This window comes from Shewanella sp. K8 (assembly GCF_028823715.1).
Classification (GTDB): Bacteria; Pseudomonadota; Gammaproteobacteria; order Enterobacterales; family Shewanellaceae; genus Shewanella; species Shewanella algae.
The window spans coordinates 1-964 of sequence record NZ_JAPEHY010000087.1; the positions used below are offsets into that span (position 1 = coordinate 1).

The window sequence follows — 964 nt, forward strand, 5'->3', positions numbered from 1 at the left end:
GGTTATCAAGTCGTTTTAAATAATGTCTTTAACCAGAAGTAATACAACATGTTGGGTTGAAAGTTGTCGTTTCTGTCCTTATATAGTATTTGTCCAAATCCTATACTAAGGAGGTGATCAATGGGCAAAAACCAACACGTTGTAAAGCGCCCCGACGGGTGGGCTGTGCGCGGAGAGAATAACTCACGCGACACTTCACATCATCGTACTCAAGAGGAAGCCAGACAGGCCGCTCGCGAGATAGCGAAGAATCAGCAAAGTGAAGTTGTAATTCACAGACCTAATGGTCAAATAAGAGATAAAGACTCTTATGGTAATGACCCATTTCCGCCCAAGGGGTAGTGTTGTCGGCCTACACGCAAGTGTGGTTTATAAAGGCTTGAGCCGTATGCGGGGAAACTCGCACGTACGGTTCTTAGGGGAGGGGTAGTCAGGAATGGCTGCTCCTTACCCGACATTTTTACGGGTCTAAATCTGTGATAGCTGCGTTGCTTCACCACTCGTTTAGTTCACTAAACGTCGCGGTAAAGCGCCTTGCTCTAACAAGATTTATCCCACGTAAAATACTCTGCTGGTCTTAAGCCTAACAGCCTGAACCAAAAGAATAAAAGCCCCGATGCCAAAGGTATCGGGGCTTTTGTTTATTCCGGGAAAGGAAAAGGCTCGCGCATCGAACGCGGGCCTTTTCCATTTCTGTGGTTTCTGCCGAGGGCGGGGGAGTGGTTTGGGTTTGGAATGGCTTCCGGCTGATTGTGCCACTCATTGCCTGCCGCAGGCCTTATGCATATGCACCTCAGTGACACGCTGTGAATACGTCCTTGTAAGCTCGGCGCCAACATCCATGTTGGCGACGGTCACTGATGCGCATATGCTGGGCGATTTGGTGCGACCTGCGGGTGAAGTGTTATGGATGTGACCTTTCCCCGAGATTAGTACCAATCTCTTGATGAGATTTTCCAGCTTA

General features: G+C 48.5%; 1 protein-coding gene. It reads left to right on the forward strand.

Features of this window, described 5'->3' with window-relative positions; all coding sequences use genetic code 11:
• Positions 1–120: 120 nt before the first annotated feature.
• Positions 121–342, forward strand: coding sequence for a DUF2188 domain-containing protein (locus ON072_RS21005; protein ID WP_000517703.1), 222 nt, complete (start codon positions 121–123; stop codon positions 340–342).
• Positions 343–964: the final 622 nt, after the last annotated feature.